Below are 17,029 nucleotides of genomic sequence, written 5' to 3'. Positions count from 1 at the left end.
GCGGGCAGGATGGACGGCGACCGTGCGCATCCGATCCCGCGAGGAGCACCCCATGTCCGCCACGCTGCCCCAGGCCACCGGTTCGTTCGGTGAAAAGCCGACCCTGACCTTCCCCGAGGGCGACGCGCCCGCCGAGCTGGAGGTGCAGGTCCTCGAGCCCGGCACCGGTGCGCTGGTCGAGGCCGGCGACGAGATCGAGGTGCACTACCTCGGCCAGAGCTGGAACGGCGGGGTGTTCGACAACTCCTACGACCGCGGCTCCTCGATCAGCTTCCCGATCGGCGTCGGCGCCGTGATCGGTGGCTGGGACGAGGGCCTGGTCGGCCAGCCGATCGGGTCGCGCCTGCTGCTGTCGATCCCGCCGCACCTGGGCTACGGCGACCGTGGCGTGCCGCAGGCCGGCATCCGCGGCGGCGATACCCTGGTGTTCGTGGTCGACATCGTCGCCACCCACTGACGCCGTGGCCACCCCGCACATCGCCGCGGAGAACGGCGACTTCGCGCCCGACGTCCTGATGCCGGGCGACCCGCGCCGTGCCAAGCGGATCGCGGAGACCGTGCTGGAGGACGCCCGCCTGGTGACCGAGGTGCGCGGCATGCTCGGCTACACCGGCACCTACCAGGGCCGGCCGGTGTCGGTGATGGGCTCCGGCATGGGCATCCCGTCGATCTCGATCTACGCCACCGAGCTGTTCCGGTTCTTCGGCGTCGAGCGGATCATCCGGATCGGCACCGTCGGCGGGATGGCGCCGCACCTCAACGTCGGCGACGTGGTGATCGGCACCGCCGCCCACACCGACTCCGACGTGCTGCGCCGGCTGGTGCCGGGCGCGTACTACTCGGCGACCCCGGACTTCGGGCTGGCCACCGCCGCGTACGCCGCCGCCCAAGGGCTCACCGACGGCGCCGGTGGTGCGGTCTACGCCGGGGCGCTGTTCAGCTCGGACTCGTTCTACAACAACGAGCCGGAGATGCGGGCCGGGCTGGTCGAGCACGGCACCCTGGCGGTGGAGATGGAGGCCGCCGGGCTCTACGCCGTCGCCGACCGCGAGCACAAGAAGGCGCTGGCGATCTGCTCGGTCTCCGACCTGCTGTTCCGGGCCGAGGAGCTGTCCGCCGCCGAGCGCGAGCGGCTGTTCGACCGTGCCGTCCAGCTCGGGCTGGCGGCGTTCGCGCAGGCCTGATCCCGCTGGTCGCGGCGCCCGGTCACCCGGTCAGGGTGGCCGGGCGCCGTCGTGTTCAGGAGCCGGTCGCGGTGGCCACGATCCGCCGCACCGCGGGCAGCAGCTGGTCGAAGGAGACCCGGTAGCGCGCGTCGTCCCCGCCATAGGGATCGACCACGTCGTCGTCGGCCGGGTCCGTCACCGGTGCCCGCCGGGCCGCGGCCAGGGGCACCGCCGCCCGTAATCGTGCGCCCGGACCCGCGCCGGCCGGGGGCAGTGCCGCCGGGTCGACCGCCGCCAGCAGCCGGGCGAACTCGCGGAGGGTGAAGGTCCGCCGCAGCGCCGCCGGGGCCAGCTCGACCACCGCGCTGCGGTGCGCCCGGGTCAGCGCCAGCACCAGATCGGCCTCCCGCGCCATCGGGGCGGTCAGTTGCCGCGCGGCGAAGCCGGCACCGTCCACCCCGGCGGCGGTCAGCAGGGCGACCATCGGCGGCTGGATCGGGTCCCCGGTCATCGCCCGCACACCCGCGGAGCCGATCTCGACCCCCGCACCGAGCCCGGCGCGCAGCAGTCGCTCGACCGCCGGTGACCGGCAGATATTGCCGGTGCAGACCGTCAGGACGCGGAACGCTCCCGGATTCTCGGGGCACGTGATCGGGGGCACCCGGCCCATGATGCACGACAGGTCCGTCCGTGACGGGGCGACCGGCGACCTACCGTCGCGGCGTGCTGCTCACGGGAGGGTCCTGGCGTGACGGCGCGGGGTGAGACCGCGGGGTCCACGGCCGTGCCGCCGGTTCGCCATGCCCGCGGCCGGGTCCGGCACACCCGGGGACGCCGGAGATCGCCCCGCCGGGCGGTGCTGTGGAGCATCGCCGGGCTGCTGGTGCTCGCCCTGGGTGCCCTCGGCTGGACCGCCGTCGACCTGTGGCGGATCAAGGGTGAGCTGACCGAGGCGGGCGACCAGATCGCCACGCTCCAGCGCCAGGTGACCGACCGGGACGCGGTCGAGGCCGCCTGGACCCTGACCACCCTGCAGGAGCACACCGGCCGGGCGCATGAGCTCAGCTCGGGCGTGCACTGGCGGCTCGCCACCGCCCTGCCCTGGATCGGCGACGACCTGGCCGCGGTCCGTACCCTCGCCGAGGTCGCCGACGACCTGTCCCGCACCGGGCTGCCGTCGCTGCTGACCGCCGTGGAGGTGGTCGACCCCGCCGACCTGCTGCTGCCAGACGGCCGGGTGGACCTGGAACCGCTGGCCGGGGTCGCCGACCAGGTGGTCGACGGCGACGCGGCGGTCCGCTCCGCCCTGGACCGGATCGAGGCGCTGGACACCGACGCGCTGCTGCCCCAGCTCGCCCAGCCGGTGCGCCAGCTGCACGACCAGCTGGCCGGCGTCGCCGGGACCACCGCCACCGCCGCCCGAGCGGTGCAGCTGCTGCCCGCCATGCTGGGCGCCGACGGTCCGCGGGACTATCTGCTGCTGGTGCAGAACAGTGCCGAACAGCGCGCCGCCGGTGGCATCCCCGGCGTGGTGCTGCTGCTCCGCGCCGAGGGCGGCACGATCCAGATCCTCGACCAGCGCTCCGGTGCCTCGGTCGCCTCCGCCGAGCCGGTGCTCCCGCTCACCGAGGCCGAGCAGGTGCTGTTCGGCACCGAGCTGGCCACCGACCTGCGCAACGTCACCTCCACCCCCGACTTCCCGCGCACCGGCGAACTGGCCGCCGCGCTCTGGCAGCAGGACACCGGGCAGCAGGTGGACGGCGTGCTCGCGGTCGACCCGGTGGTGGTCGCCGCCCTGGTCGGCGTGACCGGGCCGGTGACCCTGGCGGACGGCACCGTGCTGCAGTCGGAGGACACCGTCGAGCAGCTGCTCAGCACCGTCTACCAGCGGTTCGACGACCCGGCCGCCCAGGACGCGCACTTCGCCACTGCGGCCGCCGGCGTGCTGGACGCGGTCACCGGCGGCACCGCCGACCCGGCCGGGCTGGTCAGCGCGCTCGCCGACGCCGCCGGACAGGGCCGGGTCCTGGTCTGGTCCGGCCACCGGTCCGAGCAGGAGTTGCTGACCGGCACCATGTTGTCCGGGGCGATTGCCGGCGCCGAGCAGATCGGCATCTACCTCAACGACGGTACCCAGGCGAAGCTCGGCTACTACCTCGACACCGAGGTCACCCTCGACCCGGACTGCGCCGCCGGCGAGGTCGCCGTCACCGTGCGGCTGACCTCCACCGTGCCCGCCGATGCCGCCGACTCCCTGCCGGCCTACGTGCTCGGCGGTGACGGACCGGCCGCCCCCGGCGTGCTGCAGACCAACGTGCTGATCTACGCACCCGCCGGGTCGGGACTGTCCGGGATGCAGCTCGACGGCGCCCAGGCGGGCGGCGTCACCACCCTGCACGACGGCCGGTCGGTGTTCGCCACCACCGTCACCCTCGCCCCCGGCGACAGCACCGAGCTCACGCTCACCGTCGCCACCGACCCCGACCGTGCCCCGGCCACCGACCTGCGCGTCACCCCCGGCGCCACCGCCGCCACGGTCCACACCACACGTCCGGCGTGCTCGCCGTGAGCCGCCGTTCTCCCCGGGAAGAAGGAAGACACGATGAACATCCGACGCAGTGCCGCCGCGGTCGCCACCGCGGCCGCGATCTGTCTGCTGCCCGCCACCGCGGCGTTCGGCTACGGCAGCGACGCCTACCCGACCGGCGTCGCGGTGTCCGACACCCGCCCCGCCATCGGTGAGGAGGTGACCGTTTCGCTCCAGGGTGGCCCCGCGAACACCCTGGTGATGCTCACGATCACCTCCGAGCCCGCCTCGCACCCCGACTCGGTGATCGCCATCGCCGGCACCCGGTCGCACACCCGGACCACCGACGCCACCGGCGCCGCGTCCTGGACCGTGACGCTGTCGGCCGCCGGGACCTACCAGGTCACCATCACCGACACCGTCTCCGGCGCCGTGCTCGGCACCGACACCCTGGTGGTGACCGACGTCGCCACGGCCGACACCGCCGGCCTTGCGATCACCGGCTCCGCGGCACTGCCCGCCGCAGGTGCCGCCGCCGGTCTGGTGCTGGCCGGTGTGGGCACCGTGCTGGTGGTGCGCCGCCGCGCCGCGGCCCGCGGGCACTGACCGGGGGACTGAAACCCGGCCGGTGCGGCTGTCCGCCGCCGCACCGGCCGTACCAGGGTGGACACGGGCCCCGACCCCGTGACTGCCCCAGATCCCAACAGTGCCCGTCCCGCTCTTGTGGAGCAGGACGGGCACTGTTGGCGTGCCTGGTGGGGAACGGGCGGGCGCGGCGAGGCGGCGCTGGGGCAGTTCCCGGGGTGCGCGCGAGAGCCGCGGACCACGCACACCAGGGACGGGCCCCGATCTGAGGGCGACCAGAGCCTGCTGCTCGTGCGCTGACCCGCCCAGCGGCCGGACGGTGGAGCTGCGGGCTGCCGAGACAGACTCATACCGCGGTGTGAATGATCGCGCGGTCCGTTCGGTGACCCGGCGCGTCAGTCATGTGCCGGGTCGGGTCCACTCTCGCGCCGTTGCGAGGGGGCGGGAGCCCTCCGGGCCGGTTCGCCCGCGTCTAGCTGCCCCGCCGTTCGCCCTGCTTCGCGCCGGGCGCCGTGACGCCCAGCGGCTCGCCCGGCCAGAGTCGTGGCTCGGTGCCGTCGGACGCGGGCGGGAGGGCTGCGGGCATCGCCGGCAGCACGGGCTGTGCGGCGGTCGGCTGCGCGGGCTCGACCCCGGCGCGGCGGGAGCGGCGTCCGGACGCGGCGCGGGACTCCTGGCGCTCGGCGCGGTGGCCACCGGAGCGGCTGGCGGGTGCGGCGGGCTCGGCGGCGTAGGAGCCGTAGGCGTCGGAGTCGCCGCGGGTACGGGCCCGGTTGAGGACCACGCCCAGCACCCGGGCGCCCACCGCCTCCAGGGCGGCCAGCCCCTCGCCGAGCTGCTGACGGTGCACCCGGTGGCTCTGGGCGACCAGCAGGGTGCCCTCGGTGAGGGTGGACAGCACCACCGCGTCGGCGACCGGGAGCAGCGGCGGGCTGTCGATCAGGACCACGTCCACCCGCGCGGTGAGCTCGGCCAGCAAGGTGGACATCGCGCGGGAGCCGAGCAGTTCGCTGGGGTTCGGCGGGATCTGGCCGGCGGTGAGCACGGTCAGGCTGGTGCCGCCCCAGGGCTGCAGGACGTCGTCCAGCTGAGCGCGTCCGACCAGGACGGTGGTCAGGCCGGCCGACCCCTCCAGGCCGAGCTGGTCGGCGACGGCAGGACGGCGCAGGTCGGCGTCCACCAGGGCCACCCGGACCCCAGCGTCGGCCAGGGCCAGGGCGAGGTTGATCGTGGTGGTGGACTTGCCCTCGCTCGGCAGGCACGAGGTGACGGTGACCGAGCGCAGCGGCCCGTCCACGTCCAGGAACTGCACGTTGGTCCGCAGTCGCCGGTACTCCTCGGCCCGCCGGCCCTGGCGGTCGCGGCCGAAAACGAGCGGGTGGCGCGGGGCGTCCGGGTCGGCGGTGATCGAGCCGACCACCGGCACCTCGGTCACCCGGGCCAGATCCGACTCGGAACGGACCCGGGTGTCGAGGAGTTCGCGCAGGACGGCGATCGCCACTCCGGCCACCAGGCCGAGCAGCAGGCCGAGGACCAGGTTGGTCCGCAGGTCGGGGGAGCTGGCGCCGGTGGGTTCGGTCGCCTCGCGCACCACGGTCACCCGGACCGGCGACTCTCCGCCGGTGGTCGGCGCCTCCAGGTCGTCGATCACCTCGATGAACTGCTCGGCGACCGCGTCGGCGGTCCGGGCAGAACCGGCGGCGTCGGAGTCGCTGACGGTGATCGTGATCAGCGAGGTGTTGACCGGGGACTCGGCGCGCACCCGCGCGGCCAGCTCCTGGACATCGTCGGTGAGGCCGAGCTCGGCGATCACCGGTTCCAGGACCAGGGGGCTGCCGGCGAGGTTGGTGTAGGAGGTCACCTGCTGGCGGGTGAAGTTCGCGCCCTGCGCCAGGTCGTTGCTGGTGGTCCCGCCGCGCACCGAGACGTAGAGCTGCGCGCTGGCGGTGTACACCGGGGTGGCGACCATGCTGAGCGCGACGGCTGCCGCCAGGCCCAGGGCTGCGCAGGCGGTGATCGACCACCAGCGGCGACGGACCAGGTCCAAGTGTGCGCGCAGATCCACGACGGTTCCTCAGCTCGGGGGATGGCCCTGCTGCGGGAGGACCGCCGCGCACGGGCCGGTGCGTCCGCGATGTCCGGACGGGCGTGGTTGTCGGACCGTGCGCATCGCCGGGGTCTCGTCGCGGTCTCCCCAGAGTGGGGGATCCGTCGGCGACTCCCGACCGCTGAGTGGTGACCGGCGCTCGATGGCGGGCAGGAGTGCCATGCGCTGAGTGGTGAGGGCGTGATTCGGGGTGCGCGTTGAGTGGTGGGGAGTGGCGTCGGACGGTGGCGGACTCGCCCGAAAGGTGGATTCAGCCAGATTCGGAGGAGTACCGGGGCGGATCGCCCGCACTGCCGGTTCCGGGCCCCGCATTCGGCTCCGGCGGACCCCCGGTCGGTGACCGCCGGTCCGCACCCGTGACCGATCCCGCCGTCAGCCGGGGCGGCTCCGGTTCGACTAGCGGAGCCCTTGCCCTCCCGCCCCAGCGAGGCCCTCATGTCCCAGTCGCCCCGGTGCCCCCTCGCCGCGGAGTCCACCCGATGACCGCCCACGCCGAGCCCCGGACATCTGACCTGCAACCCGCTCCCGTCACCGTCCCGGCCGGCACGACGCCCGATCCGATCGCGGTCTACACCCGCCGGGTGCTGCTCACCGACGTCGCCGCCGTGGTGGTGGCCGTCGCGGTCGCCTACGTGATCCGGTTCGAGGGCAACGTCCTGGCCGTCGTGTCCGGCGGGTTCTCGCCGAGCTACCTCGCCCTGTCGGTGGCGCTGGCGGTGATCTGGATCGTGCTGCTCGCCGGGCTGGGCAGCCGGGACCCTCGCCTGATCGGCAGCGGGCCGGCGGAGTACCTGCGGGTGCTGCGGGCGAGCGGTTGGCTGTTCGGCGGGCTGGCGGTGTGCACCTCGGTGCTGCAGATGGAGATCAGCCGCGGGTACATCGCGCTGGCCGCTCCGCTCGGCATCGCGCTGCTGCTGACCGGTCGGTACGGCTGGCGGTGTTGGCTGCGCCGTCGCCGGCGGGCCGGCTGGGGACGCCCCGGCGTCCTGGTGGTCGGTCCGCGGGACAAGGCCGCCGACCTGATCGAGGAACTCGGCCGCGCCTCCGGGTACGACGTGCTCGGGGTGTGCACCACCTGCGACCGGACGGCCGGGGACCTGCTCGCCGGGGTGCCGGTGGTCGGTGGGCCGGACCAGGTCGCCGACGCGGCGGTGGCACTCGGCGCGCGGGTGGTCGCGATCTGCGGTGCCGACGCGATGACCGCCGGCCGGGTGCGCGATCTGGGCTGGGACCTGGAGGGCACCGGCGTGGACCTGGCGGTCGCCCCGTCGCTGACCGGGGTCGCCGGTCCGCGGATGCTGGTGCAGCCGGTGGCCGGGATGCCGCTGCTGTACGTCTGCCCGCCCAAGTTCACCGGCGCGCGCTACGTGGTGAAGTCGGTCGGCGACTGGCTGGCCGCGGCCGTGCTGGTGGTCCTGGCATCGCCGGTGCTGCTGGTGCTGGCCGCCGCGGTGAAGCTCACCTCGCCCGGGCCGGTGTTCTACCGCCAGCAGCGGATCGGCCGCGACGGCCGCCCGTTCCCGATGATCAAGTTCCGCTCGATGGTGGTGGACGCGCACAGTGCGCTGGCCGAGGTGCTCGCCGCCGAGGGCCACACCGAGATCCCGATGTTCTACAAGCTCAAGGACGACCCGCGGGTCACCCGGATCGGCAAGGTGCTGCGCACCTACTCGCTGGACGAGCTGCCCCAGCTGTTCAACGTGCTGCGCGGGGAGATGAGCCTGGTCGGCCCGCGCCCGCAGATCGACCGGGAGGTGGCGCAGTACGACCGCGCCGCCCGGCGCCGGCTGCGGGTCAAGCCCGGGCTGACCGGCCTGTGGCAGGTGTCCGGGCGCTCCGAGCTGAGCGCCGACGACGGCATCCGGGCCGATGTGTACTACGCGGAGAACTGGACGCCGCTGACCGACCTGCTGATCCTCGCCCGCACGGTGAAGGTTGTCCTGCGGGGCGACGGTGCCTACTGACCGAGGACGGGTGCTGCACGTCACCGAGTGCGCCGGTGGGGGAGTGCCCCGGGCGATCCGCGACCTGGCGGCTTACACCCCCGAGTTGGAGCACCACGTGCTCTGGCCGGTCGCCAACGGCGTGGACGGCTTCGCCTCCGCACGGGCCTGGCCGGGGCACTCGCCGTCGGCCCCCGGGCTGCTGCGGTCCGCCGTCGGGGAACTACGCCCGGACCTGGTGCACCTGCACTCGAGCTGGGCCGGGGTGTACGGGCGGCTGCGGCCGCTCGGCGTCCCGGTGGTCTACCAGCCGCACGGGTTCCGCTTCGAACGACCCGGCCTGCTCGCCGCGGCCACCCGCCCGGTGGAACGGCTGCTGGCCCGGCACACCGCGGCGCTGGTCGCGCTGTCCCCGCACGAGCACCGGCTGGCCACCGCGATCGCCCCGGCTGGGATGCCGGTCCCGGTGCTGCCGAACATCGCCTCGGTCCGGCCCGCGCTCGCCGGCGGTGACCGTTCCGGCCCGCCGCTGGTCGTCATGGCCGGCCGGGTGTGCGCCCAGAAGGACCCGGACTACCTGATCGCGGTCGCCACGGCCGCCCGGTGCGCGGCCCCGGAACTGCGGTTCCGCTGGCTCGGCGCCGGGGAGCCCGCGGCCGAGGAGCGGCTGGCCGCCGCCGGGATCGAGGTCTCCGGCTGGCTGGACGCCGGGGCACTGGCCGACGCGCTGGCCGAGGCCGATCTCTACCTGCACACCGCCCGCTACGAGGGCTTCCCGCTCAGCGTGCTGGACGCGGTCGCCACCGGGCTGCCGGTGCTGGCCCGGGACATCCCGGCGCTGCACGGCTCCTGGTTGCCGCTGGTCGGCGATCCCGAACCGGCCGCGCAGGCCGTCGTCCGGGCGCTCACCGACCCGGCCGAGCTGGAGCGGGTCCGGGCGCGCGCCGCCGCACTGGCCGCCCGGCACACCCCGCAGGCCCTGCACGACGCGGCACTGACCCTATACACGCCAATCCTGGAGAACCTCCGATGAGAGTCCTCATGCCCGGTCGCATCCTCGACCGCCACGTGGGTGGCAACACCACCTACGCCCGCCGCCTCGCCGACGGCCTGGCCGCCGAGGGGGTGACCGTCGACCGGATGCCCTACGGCCGCCACCCGCTGTTGACCGCCTACCAGGAGACCCGGACCGCCACCGCGGCCGGCGAACCCGGCGACGTCCTGCACTACACCGCCGACACCGGCCCGCTGCGGGACACCGTGCGCCCGTCGGCAGTCACCGTGCACGGGGTGGCCAGCCGCTGGGCGCCCGGAGTGCGCAGCCCACTGGCCGAGCGGATCTGGCGCGGCCGCGTCGCGCAGGCGATCCGGCACTGCGACCGGGTGCTGACCGTCTCCCAGGCGGGCGCCCGGGACGTCGCCGCCGTGTTCGGCATCCCGGAGGAGTCGATCACCGTCATCCCGCACGGCATCGACCACGCCCGCTTCGCCACGCCGGAGGTGCTGTCGCCGGAGCTGGCGGAGCGGGTGCCGGAGCGCTTCGCGCTGTACGTCGGCAACATCGAGCCGCGCAAGAACATCGCCGACCTGGTCCGTGCCTTCGACCGCCCGGAGCTGCGCGAGCTCGACCTGCCGCTGCTGATCGCCGGCAAGCCGGCCTGGGGCTTCGAGGAGGCGCTCGCCCTGATCGAGCGCACCGACACCGTGCACAACCTCGGCTTCGTGAGCGAGTCGGACAAGATCGCCCTGATGCAGCGCTGCACGCTGTTCGTCTTCCCCAGCCGCTACGAGGGCTTCGGCTTCCCGGTGCTGGAGGCGATGGCGGCCGGCGCCCCGGTGGTGACCTCCCGCGAGGGCGCGCTGGCCGAGGTCGCCGGGCCGGCCTGGGAACTGCCCGGCCTGGACCCGGCCGCGATCGCCGCCGGGGTCCGTTCCGCCGCACTCGCGCAGGAGTGGCTCACCATGTCCCGCTCGACCGGCCCGCAGTGGGCCGGGACCTTCCACTGGGAGCAGAGCATCGCGGCCCACCTGGCCGTCTACCGGGAGCTGGCCGGATGACCCGGGTCCTGGTCCTGCACGGCTACAGCGCCCACAACGCCGGGGACGGCCTGCTGGTCGACCTCACGCTCGACCTGGTGCGCGAGGCGCTGGGCAACGACGCCGACATCACCCTGATCGCCTCCGATCCGGAGTCCTTCCACGAGCGCCGGGTCGACCGGCTGCTCTGCTCCCAGCCGACCCGCCGCGGCTGGGACCCGGACTACCGCCGCGCCCTGCGCCGGATCCGGGATTACGACCTGGTGGTCGCGGTCGGCGGCGGCTACCTGCGTGCCGGGCACCCGGTCGAGACCGCCAAGATGGCCCTGGTGCACGGCCCGCAACTGCTGGCCGCGATCCGCCGCGGCTCCGGCACCGTGTACCTGCCGCAGAGCATCGGCCCGCTGCGCTGGGTGCCGCCCCGGCTCACCGGCCGGCTGATGTCCCGGCTGGACGCCGTCCTGCTCCGCGACCCGCGCAGCATCGCCGAACTCGGCAACCGCCCGGTGCTGCACCGGGTCCCGGACCTGGCGATCAGCGCCGGTTCCTACGCCCGCCGCGACCCCGGGCAGATCGACCCGATGCCGATCCTGTCCGTCCGCGCGGTCCGCGGCGAGGTGCCCGGCCCGATGCACCAGCTGGCCGACGCACTCGGCGAGTTCGACGGCTACGTGCAGAGCGCGGTGCGCGGGAACGACGACACCGGCCCGATGGACTCTCTCGGTCCGCGCCGGGTGGTCGGCCGCGCCGAGCTGGTCAATCCGCCCGCCTCCGCACCCCGCCGGGTGGTGGTCGCCATGCGGCTGCACGGCGCGCTGATGGCACTGGAGGCCGGGCACTACGTGATCCACACCGCCTACGAGCGCAAGGGCTTCGGCGCCTTCGAGGACCTCGGGCTGCCGGAGTACGTGCACAACAGCCGTGACCTCAACCCCGAACTGGTCGCCGCCCAGGCCCGGGCGCTGCTGACCGACCCGCGGGTCCGGGAGGAGTACGACGACCGGCTGATGGCGCGCCTGGAGCGGATGCCGTGGGTCCGGGTGGAGCTGGTGGAGCGGCTGCGGGCGGCGGCGGGGCGGCGACAGCGGTCATGACGATGCTGCGGTCCGGTCCTCGGCCGACCGCCCCGGCGAACCCCGTCGAGCCCGACGGCGGCCCGGACGCGGCGACCCTGGAGCTGAGGCTTCCCTGGTGGGCGATGCCGATGGTGCCGGTCGTGCTGCTCGCCCTCGGCGTGGCCTGGTGGACGTTGCGTGCTCCGGACAGCTACTTCGCTGTCTGGGAGGTGAACCGGGTGTTCGGGCCCGAGCACATGCGACTCCAGGTGGTCGGGGTCGCCGCCCTCGTGCTGGGCTTCGTCCTGGTCACCGGTCGGGACGGCCTGGTCCGGCACTGGACGGTGCGCATCCCGGCGAGGGCCGCCCGGGCACTGCAACGGCTCGAACTCTGGCTCGCTGTCCTGGTGATCGCTGCCTACGTGATCTGGGTCGGTTCCGCCGCGCTCGGCGGCGCCACGGTGGACCACGTCGCGGCGGTCCTGGCGGGGGAGCCCGGATCGGTGACCGCCCTCAAGCGGGTAGCCCGCCCGATCACCGGACTGACGACCTTCACCCAGTTCGCTCCGGTGGCGGTCACGCTCTCGGTGCTGCTGTGGCGGATCGGGCGATCACGACGCCGCTGGGCGATCCCGGTGATGCTGCTGCTGGCCCTCGGGCGCGCCCTGCTCTACGCCGAGCGGCTGGCCCTGATCGAGTTGGCGGTTCCGGTGGTGCTGCTGCTCGCGATGACCGTCCCGGCGCACCGGCGCGGACGGCGGATCGCGATCGGCCTGCTGCCGGTGGCGGCCGTGCCGGCGTTGTGGGGTCTGTTCGCCGTCTTCGAGTCGACCCGGAGCTGGACGTCGCACGCCGACGGTGGTCGCGGCACCTTCACCGAGTACGTGACCGCCCGGCTGCTCGGCTACTACGGCACCGCGGTGAACAACAGCGCGGTCTACCACGATGCGGTGGCCGACCGGACACACCTGATGTTCTACCCGGTCGAGGGGATCTGGGACATGCCTGTCGTGGGCAGCCTCGCGCGCGTCCTGCTGGGCGACCCGTCGTTCGGCGGTGTGAGCGTGCCGGACTGGTGGATGGGCCTGATGGAGCAGCAGAACAACCCCGAGTTCGTGAACACCGGGACGTTCGTGGTGGTCGCCGGAGACGTCGGCGTGGCCGGTCTGGTGCTCTGCTGCGCCGCGCTCGGGATGTTCCTCGGAGTCGTCGTCCGGCGGATGGTGCGGGGCGGTCCGGTCGCGCTGATCGTCTTCGCCGTCTCCTATGTCGGCCTGCTCGAGATCATCCGCCTGCCCTACTTCGGGCAGGGCCGGTTCCTCGTGACCCTGCTCGGGTGCCTGCTGGTCGCCCTGGTGCTCCGGCGCGCGACCGGGAGCTCGGAGGTGCGGCGATGAGGCTTCCCGCCGGACTACGCCGGGCCAGCATGTGGTTCGGCCTGACCGACCAGGCTCTGGTCAGCCTCGGTTCGGTGATGGTCGTCATCGTCGGTGCGCGGGCGCTGACCGCGCCGCAGATGGGTGCCCTGTCCGCTGGGCTGGTCACCGGGCAGACTCTGGTCGCCGTGCTGCGGGGCCTGATCGGCGAACCGCTGATCCTGCTGCGGGGACGTGAGGCGGGGGAACCCGATCACCCGGACCGGGCGGCACTGGCCGCCGCGGTGCTGCTCTGCCTGCCGTTCCTCCTGCTCGGGCTCGTGCTGCTGCTGGTCGGTGGGTCGGATGCCACCCGGGCGATCGGTGTGGCGCTGATGGTGTTGCTCGGTCCCGTGGGCCAGGACGCGATGCGGCACGGATGGCTGCGCACCGCCGCGGTCGGCCCTCTGGTCCGTTCGGACGTCCTGGTGGTGGCGGGTCAGGTCGCCGGGATCGCCGTTCTGGCGCACTGGACCGGCGATCCCGTGCTCTGCGTGCTGGCCTGGGGCGGAGCGCCACTGATGGTCACGCTCGCTCGGTGCGTGACCCTGCGCCTCCCCTTGTCCGTCCGGCAGGCGCAGGTGTGGTTCGCCGCCGCCTGGCGCTCGGGATCGGCGTTCGTGGTGGAAGCGATCGTGGGCGCGGTGTCGCAGTGGGCGGCGATGGCCTTCGTCGCCCTGTCGGCGTCTCTGGCAGACGTCGGGGCGTTCCGGTCACTGATCACCGTCTTCGGCGCCACCAACGTGGTGTTGGCCTTCTTCCGTTCCTCGGTGACTGCCTGGATGGCCGACCACCCCGGCGATCGGCGCGCGGAGCGGCGAGCGATCGGCGCGATGCTGGCGCTCTCGTTCCTGGTGGTCGGGGCGATGACTGCCGTGTTCGCGCTGCTGCCCGACTCCTGGGGGGTTGCACTGCTCGGTGACACCTGGTCCTACGCTGTCGTGCTGATCTGGTGGTGCGGGCTCAGCCGGCTGGCCGCCGCCATCGCTGTGGTGCCCGGGGTGGTGCTGCGCGCCCGCCGTGTCACCTGGCAGGCCACCCGGGTTCGCTCCGTCATGGGCCCGGTGACCATCGCGTGCGCAGGGGCGGGGGCTGCCCTCGGCGGGGCGCGTGGTGCGTTCGTCGCGCTGACGATCGCGTCGCTGATCACCGCCGCTTCACTCAGCGGTCTGGCGGCGCGGATGTCCCGGGCCGACACGGTGCCGGGCCGGTGACTGTGTCCCGGACCGGAGTCGCGCTACTCGCTCTGGGGCTGGCGCTCACCGGCGGCGCGCTGGTGCTGGGCAGCGCGAACAGCACCGGCGAGCCCGGCCCGGGCAGCATCGACGACCCGCACCAGTACGCGGAGGTGCTCACGGATGCGGTGGCCGCGGTGCGGGCCGGACACGACCTTCCGGTCCTGGCCCGATCCGCCTGCGCCGCCGACGCGGCGGTCACCCGGGCCGACGGCCTGATCGGCGCGGATCTGGTGCACGCCCCGCTCGACGATGTGCTGTCGGACTGCGGGGCTGCCCTCGCCGCGGAGAACCTCAGCCGCACTGCAGCCGCGCCGGATGACGTGGTGCAGGCCTGGCTCGCCTCACCCGGGCACCGGGACAACCTGCTCGACCCGGAGCTGACCGGCGCCGGAGTCGGCTGCGTGCGCGACGGGGACGAGCTGCTGTGCGCGCTGGTGCTGACCGGGGACTGAGCCTCGCACCCCAGGCCTCATCGGCCCGCGCGCGGGGCAGCGCCGCCCGCGAAGCCGCGAACACACCTCCGCACCCGGGAGGGCCGGCCACCGCGCCGACGCCTCCGCTGCTTGGCTCGAAGCGCCTCGTGCACCCTGACCTGCGCTGATGCGACGGGGCTCCATGTCATCACTCCGAGGGGATCCGCGATGCGGCAGACCACCGTCCCACCCGTTCCGACCCGGCGCCGGAGACTCCGGCCGCTGTACGCCGCCCTGGTCGCGGCGACCCTGACCGTCCCGCTCGCAGCGGGGGCCTCCGCCACCGAGCCGGCCCAGCTCCTGGGCGGCGACGACATCGTGGCGCCGTCGTCGCCGGCCGGCCGTTCGGCCGCGATCGCGCCGCTGTCGGCCCCGGTTGCCCCCACCGACCAGGGCTTCTCCCTCGTTGACCCGGCGATGGTGGAGAACTACTCGCACTACACCGTGGCGCTGGTGGCGGAGCCCGACGAGGCCTACGACATCACGGAGCTGCGGGACGAGATCGCCGAGGCGATCGAGGTGGTCAACTCCACCGGCTACGTCACCCTGACCCTGGCCGATGAGACGCTCGACCCGATCGAACCGGCCGGGTTGGACGGCGATGCACCGCGGGGCACCATCGCGGTGGAGGCGGAGCCCGCCAACTCGGTCTGCGGCAGCTCCACGACCGTGCTCGGCTGCGCGCGGCCGGAGTTCGGCTGGTACCGGACCGACGGGGCATGGGGTTCGGACAAGGGACGGGTGTGGGTCGTCCCGCCGGGCTTCGAGACCGACTCGGTGACCGCGCGGCAGCTGTTCGTCCACGAGTTCCTGCACGTCCTCGGTCTGGGGCACTACAGCACGGAGTACCAGGGCGAACTGCAGGTGATGTACGAGTACATCCACCGGGACGGTTTCGGTGCCGGGGACCTCAACGGGCTCGCCTGGCTCGCCGCCAACCGTTCCTCGGCGGTGATCGGGGACGTGCAGTTCGAGGCCCTGTCCGCAGACCAGGTCCGGGTGTCCGGCTGGGCGCTGGACCAGAAGGCGAGCACGGCCATCGAGGTCTCGGTCACGGTGAACGGACAGGCCGTCACCCGGAGCACCGCCTCGTCGACCTACACCGGGCTGAACGCGGAGCACGGTCGAGGCGATCGCCACGGCTTCGACCTGACGGTCCCGGTCGGGTCGGAGGGGCAGCAGGTCTGCGTGGTCGGGCACGGGATCTGGGAGCACGACCAGGACGTCACCCTCGGCTGCACCGACCTCGGCGTGACCGTCTCGCCCACCGAGCTGACCATGGTCGGTTACTCCCGCACCGCGGTCGTCGATGTGACCACCGCGGGGGATGCCGAGTGGTCGGTGGCATCCCTGCCGGAGTGGCTGTCGGTCGGAGGAACTGCCAACGGCAGGCTGACCCTCCGCAGCGCGCAGAACATCGGGCCGGCCCGCACCGGCGAGGTCGTGGTCCGTTCCGGGGACCGCTACGCCGCGATCACGGTGACCCAGCGCGCGGACCACTGCGGTGGCAACGAGCCCGGTGACGCATGCGACCTGACGCTGCCGACGGCCGGGTCGGTCACCATCGACGGCACGATCGAGACCTCGGGTGACATCGACACCTACGCCTTCGTCCCGCCGGTGTCCGGGGAGTGGATCGTCAACACCGGCTCGGCGACCAGCGGGTTCACCCCGATGAGCCGGGTCAGCGCCACCCCGGATGGTGACGAGCAGATCGGCACCAGCCGCCGAGCCGGGAACGGGTGGGTGAACGAGGCGGAGCTGGTCGCCGGGACCACCTACTACCTGGTGGTCGAGCGCTACGAGAGCGCCGGCGGGGGCGGTGACTTCACGGTCGCCGTCACGGCGCCGGAGCTGATCACCGTGTCCGACACCGAGCTGCTCATGGTCGGCTATGCCCGCACCGCGGTGGTCACGGTGGCGGGCCAGGGTGGTGCGCCCTGGACGGTGGTGTCGGCACCCGAGTGGACCCGGACCAGTGGGTCGGGGATGCAGCTGACCATCTGGACCACCCAGAACATCGGTGCCGCCCGTACCGGCGAGGTGGTGGTGGAGTCCGGTGGGCAGCAGGCGGTCATCACCGTGACCCAGCGTGCCGACCAGTGCGGGGGCAACGCCGCGGGCGACGAGTGCGACTGGGCGCCGGCGGCCGATCAGGTCACGCAGCTGACCGGGACGCTCGAGACCTCCGGCGACATCGACACCTACCGGTTCACCGCGCCGGCGGACGGGGAGTGGACCTTCACTGCGGACACCGCCTCGGCCGGATTCACCCCGCAGGTGCGGGTGACCACCGAGCCGGGTGATGTCGGCCCGATCGGTGCCGGTCAGGCCACGGCCACCGGCTGGGTGCACACTGCCGACCTGACCGCCGGCCAGACGTACTACCTGGTGGTCGAGCGCCACCAGAGCACCGGTGGGGGCGGGGCCTTCACGGTCACCGCGGCACCGCCCGGTCGCTGATCGACCAGGCACAGGAGCGG

General features: G+C 73.8%; 14 protein-coding genes. 12 read left to right on the top strand and 2 right to left on the bottom strand.

Translation table 11 applies throughout. The features are described 5' to 3' along the window. Positions 1-52: 52 nt before the first annotated feature. Together HGA03_RS00765 and deoD are read left to right on the top strand one after the other, a co-directional pair. On the top strand, positions 53-457 hold the full coding sequence (locus HGA03_RS00765) for an FKBP-type peptidyl-prolyl cis-trans isomerase (RefSeq protein ID WP_168628316.1): 405 nt from the start codon (positions 53-55) through the stop codon (positions 455-457). 4 nt (positions 458-461) lie between these two features. Beyond that, positions 462-1,184, top strand: a complete 723-nt coding sequence (deoD, locus tag HGA03_RS00760; RefSeq protein WP_168628315.1) for a purine-nucleoside phosphorylase — start codon at positions 462-464, stop codon at positions 1,182-1,184. A gap of 55 nt (positions 1,185-1,239) precedes the next feature. On the opposite strand, the gene HGA03_RS00755 is transcribed toward deoD, so the two are convergent. Continuing rightward, entirely contained in the window at positions 1,240-1,827 is a 588-nt protein-coding gene (locus tag HGA03_RS00755; protein ID WP_239073473.1) for an arsenate reductase/protein-tyrosine-phosphatase family protein, read from the bottom strand. Positions 1,828-2,022: 195 nt separating this feature from the next. On the opposite strand from HGA03_RS00755, the gene HGA03_RS00750 reads away from it, so the two are divergent. Beyond that, entirely contained in the window at positions 2,023-3,735 is a 1,713-nt protein-coding gene (locus tag HGA03_RS00750) for a DUF4012 domain-containing protein (RefSeq protein ID WP_168628313.1), read from the top strand. Positions 3,736-3,768: 33 nt separating this feature from the next. Next, a complete protein-coding gene (locus HGA03_RS00745) occupies positions 3,769-4,299 on the top strand; it encodes a peptidase (RefSeq protein ID WP_168628312.1) in 531 nt (176 codons plus the stop codon). 451 nt (positions 4,300-4,750) lie between these two features. On the opposite strand, the gene HGA03_RS00740 is transcribed toward HGA03_RS00745, so the two are convergent. Beyond that, positions 4,751-6,343: a tyrosine-protein kinase domain-containing protein gene (locus tag HGA03_RS00740; RefSeq protein WP_168628311.1), complete on the bottom strand. Its 1,593-nt coding sequence runs from the start codon at positions 6,341-6,343 to the stop codon at positions 4,751-4,753. A gap of 521 nt (positions 6,344-6,864) precedes the next feature. Between HGA03_RS00740 and HGA03_RS00735 the strand changes: the two genes are divergently transcribed. From HGA03_RS00735 to HGA03_RS00700, 8 genes are all read left to right on the top strand, one after another. Beyond that, positions 6,865-8,349, top strand: coding sequence for a sugar transferase (locus HGA03_RS00735; RefSeq protein WP_168628310.1), 1,485 nt, complete (start codon positions 6,865-6,867; stop codon positions 8,347-8,349). A gap of 10 nt (positions 8,350-8,359) precedes the next feature. Next, a complete protein-coding gene (locus HGA03_RS00730; protein WP_168628309.1) occupies positions 8,360-9,361 on the top strand; it encodes a glycosyltransferase in 1,002 nt (333 codons plus the stop codon). Next, positions 9,358-10,386, top strand: coding sequence for a glycosyltransferase family 4 protein (locus tag HGA03_RS00725; protein WP_168628308.1), 1,029 nt, complete (start codon positions 9,358-9,360; stop codon positions 10,384-10,386). Before HGA03_RS00730 ends, HGA03_RS00725 begins: the two co-directional genes overlap by 4 nt. After that, positions 10,383-11,459 (top strand): polysaccharide pyruvyl transferase family protein, encoded by a 1,077-nt coding sequence (locus HGA03_RS00720; protein WP_168628307.1) that lies wholly within the window; start codon positions 10,383-10,385, stop codon positions 11,457-11,459. The genes HGA03_RS00725 and HGA03_RS00720 overlap by 4 nt, the downstream gene beginning before the upstream one ends. Next, on the top strand, positions 11,456-12,817 hold the full coding sequence (locus HGA03_RS00715) for a hypothetical protein (protein WP_168628306.1): 1,362 nt from the start codon (positions 11,456-11,458) through the stop codon (positions 12,815-12,817). The genes HGA03_RS00720 and HGA03_RS00715 overlap by 4 nt, the downstream gene beginning before the upstream one ends. Further along, positions 12,814-14,049, top strand: coding sequence for an MATE family efflux transporter (locus HGA03_RS00710; RefSeq protein ID WP_168628305.1), 1,236 nt, complete (start codon positions 12,814-12,816; stop codon positions 14,047-14,049). The genes HGA03_RS00715 and HGA03_RS00710 overlap by 4 nt, the downstream gene beginning before the upstream one ends. Next, positions 14,046-14,525, top strand: coding sequence for a CAP domain-containing protein (locus HGA03_RS18580; protein ID WP_168628304.1), 480 nt, complete (start codon positions 14,046-14,048; stop codon positions 14,523-14,525). The genes HGA03_RS00710 and HGA03_RS18580 overlap by 4 nt, the downstream gene beginning before the upstream one ends. A gap of 189 nt (positions 14,526-14,714) precedes the next feature. After that, positions 14,715-17,009 (top strand): BACON domain-containing protein, encoded by a 2,295-nt coding sequence (locus HGA03_RS00700; protein ID WP_168628303.1) that lies wholly within the window; start codon positions 14,715-14,717, stop codon positions 17,007-17,009. Positions 17,010-17,029: the final 20 nt, after the last annotated feature.

This window comes from Cellulomonas denverensis, assembly GCF_012396125.1.
Lineage (GTDB): Bacteria > Actinomycetota > Actinomycetes > Actinomycetales > Cellulomonadaceae > Cellulomonas > Cellulomonas denverensis.
This window is presented reverse-complemented; position numbering and strand designations above follow the sequence as displayed.

What these genes read in the sequence shown, in the direction of transcription:
- HGA03_RS00765 (WP_168628316.1), top strand. Translation starts at nt 53, where the DNA reads ATGTCCGCCACGCTGCCCCAGGCCACCGGTTCGTTCGGTGAAAAGCCG.
- HGA03_RS00745 (WP_168628312.1), top strand. Translation starts at nt 3,769, where the DNA reads ATGAACATCCGACGCAGTGCCGCCGCGGTCGCCACCGCGGCCGCGATC.
- HGA03_RS00735 (WP_168628310.1), top strand. Translation starts at nt 6,865, where the DNA reads ATGACCGCCCACGCCGAGCCCCGGACATCTGACCTGCAACCCGCTCCC.
- HGA03_RS00725 (WP_168628308.1), top strand. Translation starts at nt 9,358, where the DNA reads ATGAGAGTCCTCATGCCCGGTCGCATCCTCGACCGCCACGTGGGTGGC.
- HGA03_RS00720 (WP_168628307.1), top strand. Translation starts at nt 10,383, where the DNA reads ATGACCCGGGTCCTGGTCCTGCACGGCTACAGCGCCCACAACGCCGGG.
- HGA03_RS00715 (WP_168628306.1), top strand. Translation starts at nt 11,456, where the DNA reads ATGACGATGCTGCGGTCCGGTCCTCGGCCGACCGCCCCGGCGAACCCC.
- HGA03_RS00710 (WP_168628305.1), top strand. Translation starts at nt 12,814, where the DNA reads ATGAGGCTTCCCGCCGGACTACGCCGGGCCAGCATGTGGTTCGGCCTG.
- HGA03_RS00700 (WP_168628303.1), top strand. Translation starts at nt 14,715, where the DNA reads ATGCGGCAGACCACCGTCCCACCCGTTCCGACCCGGCGCCGGAGACTC.